Genomic DNA, 1,685 nt, shown 5'->3' with positions numbered 1-1,685 from the left:
CGGCGGGGCACTGGGGACGGTCGGGGGCGGGCCTCCGCCCCCGAGCCGCCCGCACGGCGGAGAGGGCGGGGTGAACACTGTGTCATCCGGTTCCCGCCGCGGCCTTGATGTCGTTCATCGCGTTCTGCCAGGCGGTGTTCGGATCGGTGCCCTGCTCAACGCTCAGCAGCGCGTCGGCGAACGTGTTGCCGATGACGCCGCTCTGCGGGCCGACGACCTGAACCGGCGCGTTGGCCAGCGACTCGGGGAAGATCTTCCCGGCCGGCGCGTTGTTGAAGAAGTCCGCCTTGTAGTCCGCCACCTCCGGCATCGACCAGGTGCTCTTCTGGCTGGGGAAGTTGCCGATCGTCTTGAAGATCTTGATGTTCTGCTCCGGCGCGGTCAGCCACTTCGCCAGCTCGACAGCGGCCTTGATGTTCTTGCCCTGGGTGGGAACCGTGACGTACGAGCCGCCCCAGTTGCCGGAGCCGCCCGGGATCCTGGCGATGTCCCACTTGCCCGCGGTGGCCGCGGCGTTGGACTTGATGTAGCCCATCATCCACGCCGGGCAGGTCACGGTGGCGAACTGGCCCTGCTGGAACCCGGTGTTCCACTCCGGGGTGAACTCCGGCAGCGCGGCCGACTGGCCACCCTTGATCGCCCGCACGGTCTGGTCCCAGGCCGCCCGCACGGCCGGGTTGCTCTCGACGATCAGGTCGCCGCCGGCGTTGTAGAAGGTCTCCTTGTCGTTGCCGAGGATCCCGGTGAACACGTGCCCGCCGGCGTCGAACCACTTCACGTTCGGCGGGGCCTTCGCCAGGAACGTCGCGCCCGTGTCGATGTAGGCCGACCAGGACGGCCACAGCTTGGCCACCTCGTCGCGCGCGGTCGGCAGCCCGGCCTGCGCGAACAGGTCTGTTCGGTAGCACATGGCCAACCCGCCGACGTCGGTCGGCAGCCCGATCAGGGTCTTGCCGTCCGCTGTGGACGCACGCTGGACGATCGCCGGGGTCCACTGGCCGGCGTCCACGCCCTCGCCGAGGAAGTTGACGAACTTGTCCGGCTGCCCGATGTAGCCGGCGATCTGCCCGACCTCGATCACCTCGAGGTCCGCGGCGCCGGTGCCGGCGGTCAACCGGGCCTGCAGGTTCTGGTGGTGGGTGCCGAAGTCACTGCGGTTCTCGACGATCGTGACGTTCGGGTGCGCCCTGGAGTACTCGTCGTAGAGCGTCCGGTCGGCCGGCAGGGAGAAATTGTCGCCGAACACGTTGATCGTCAGTGTGACCGGTCCGGTCGGCTCGCTCTGCGTGGCCGGCTGGTCGCTCGACGAGCACCCCGCGAGGACCAGAGCGCTCGCCGCGAGCAGCCCGGCCACCGCGTACACCCGCCGTATTGCACTGCGCATGGATGCCTCCTCTGGTCGTGAGAGCGCTCTCACGGTTGCCCGAAGACTGTGGCCGGTCCGGTGGACCCCGTCAAGGTTTCGTGACGAGAACGTTGCATCCCACATCTCCGCGCTAGGAGCCGTTTGAAACTGCGCTGAGGTCGGCCAATCCTTGGCGAGGGCGGCCGCCCCACGACGACAAGGGCAGGGCGAGGAACGAGCCCCTGCCCGCAGGCGTCGTCAGCCCACCACCCACAACACCCAACCCCCCACCCCGGCCCGCAACCCACCAACCAACCCGACCCAAGGCCGGCGCCGAAGG

The 1,685-nt window shown here is 68.9% G+C and carries 1 protein-coding gene; it reads right to left on the bottom strand.

Going from position 1 to position 1,685, the window contains the following annotated elements; genetic code table 11:
* Positions 1 to 82 precede the first annotated feature (82 nt).
* A complete protein-coding gene (locus VGX25_RS29420) occupies positions 83 to 1,384 on the bottom strand; it encodes an ABC transporter substrate-binding protein (protein ID WP_326921189.1) in 1,302 nt (433 codons plus the stop codon).
* Positions 1,385 to 1,685 lie beyond the last annotated feature (301 nt).

The sequence above is a fragment of the Actinophytocola sp. genome, from assembly GCF_035942955.1.
In the GTDB taxonomy this organism is placed as follows: domain Bacteria; phylum Actinomycetota; class Actinomycetes; order Mycobacteriales; family Pseudonocardiaceae; genus DASYTH01.
The sequence above is the reverse complement of the archived record's forward strand: the minus strand, read 5'-3'. Positions and strand labels throughout refer to the sequence as shown.